Genomic DNA, 1,610 nt, shown 5'->3' on the forward strand with positions numbered 1-1,610 from the left:
CGTACGGCAACGGCGGGTCGCCGTTGAGCCGTACGCCCTGGTAGAGCCGGACGCCGGGCAGCCGCAGCAGACCGGTCAGCAGCTCACCGGTCCGCCGCGCGACCTCGTACGCCGACGTCCCGATCGGCCGCAACGGGCGCCGTTCCGTGTCCACGATCCGGGCCAGGCTGCCGTGACGGTGGTCGATCATCTGTGGTCACCTCAACACTGTCCGTCATCCGACGATGACGTGGCGCAATTCAGCCACGACCGGCTACCGAAGTGCTTCCGAATGACTACCCGGACTCCGCGGTAACCCGTTCGGCGCTGGCGGTAACTGCCGGTGCCTTCTACGGTCGGAGAGCGGGGGATCAACGCGGTGTGAGGGGCGGAGGTCCACTACGTGATCTACGGGGTCCTGGGTGAGCTGGAGATACGAGACCCACGCAGCGGGCAACCGCTGAGGTTGCCGCCCGGACGGCAGCTCAACGTGCTCGCTGCCCTGCTGGTCCAGCCGAACAAGCGGCTGTCGCACGGCGACCTGCTGCGGATGGGCTGGGGCACGGCCGACGTCGCGGAGGCCCAGCTGCACAAGGCGGTGTCGGCACTGCGGGCCCTGCTGCGGCCGATCGGGCACGCCCAGGACCTCGTCACCCATCCCCGCTTCGGGTACGAGCTCAGAGCCGGCGACGACGACCTCGACCTGCTCACCTTCGAGAAGCTGACCGCCGCGGCCGACGAACAGGACGGTCCCGGGGACGAGGCCGAGCTGCTCCGGCAGGCCCTGCGGCTGTGGCGCGGGCCGCAGCCGTTGTCCAATGTGTCCGCGCCGATGCTGGCCCCGCTGGTCCGGGCACTGCAACAGCGGCGCAAGCGGCTCGCGGTGCGCCTGTTCACGCTGTTGACCCGGCGGCGTGACTTCAGCGGCGTCCTGGACGACCTGCAGCGCATCGCGGCCGAGTTCCCGACCGACCACCAGCTGCAGAAGCTGCTGATGGTGGCGCTCTACCACAGCGGGCACCGGGCGGAGGCCGTCGACGCGTACGAGCGGTACAAGCGGGATTTCGGGGCGGCCGTCGGTGACATCGACGCCGAGTTGCGGGACCTGGCCTATGCGATCGGTGGCGGCAACGACGAGGCCGTGGCCCGGGCGTTCCCGCTGGAGGAGCGGCCGGTCCGCAGCGCGCCGACGGTGCCCAAGCAGCTGCCGGCCGCCCCGCCGGGCCTGGTCGGCCGGGACCCGCTGGTGGCCGAGCTGTACTGGCTGCTCGGGCCCGACTCGCCGTACCGGGTCATGGTGGTGCCCGGGCCCGGCGGCATCGGCAAGACCGCGCTGGCGCTGCGGGCGGCGCACCAGCGCCGCGCGGACTATCCGGACGGCCAGCTCTGGGCCGAGCTGCGCGGGACCTCGGCCGACCCGGCCACCCCGGCGGAGATCCTGGCGCAGTTCCTGCGCTCGCTGGACGCACCGGTCGTGCCGGAGTCGCTGGCCGAGCGGGCCGCGCTCTACCGGAGCCTGCTGGCCGACCGGCGGATGCTCGTCGTGCTCGACGACGCGGCCGACGGCGCGCAGATCAGTCCGCTGGTCCCGGCCGGGACGGGCTGCAAGGTGCTGGTCACGGCCCGGCGCC

The 1,610-nt window shown here is 72.5% G+C and carries 2 protein-coding genes; one reads left to right on the forward strand and one right to left on the reverse strand.

Annotated features, from left to right (window positions below; genetic code table 11):
• Nucleotides 1-190, reverse strand: a 190-nt coding sequence (locus tag AB0C29_RS47475) for a hypothetical protein (protein ID WP_360834836.1), incomplete at its 3' end; no start/stop codon positions are given.
• A gap of 192 nt (nucleotides 191-382) precedes the next feature.
• Here AB0C29_RS47475 and AB0C29_RS47480 point away from each other — a divergent pair.
• The coding region (locus tag AB0C29_RS47480) for a BTAD domain-containing putative transcriptional regulator (RefSeq protein ID WP_360834838.1) at nucleotides 383-1,610 on the forward strand (1,228 nt) is incomplete at its 3' end.

Source organism: Actinoplanes sp. NPDC048791, from assembly GCF_040650095.1.
Taxonomy (GTDB): Bacteria; Actinomycetota; Actinomycetes; order Mycobacteriales; family Micromonosporaceae; genus Actinoplanes.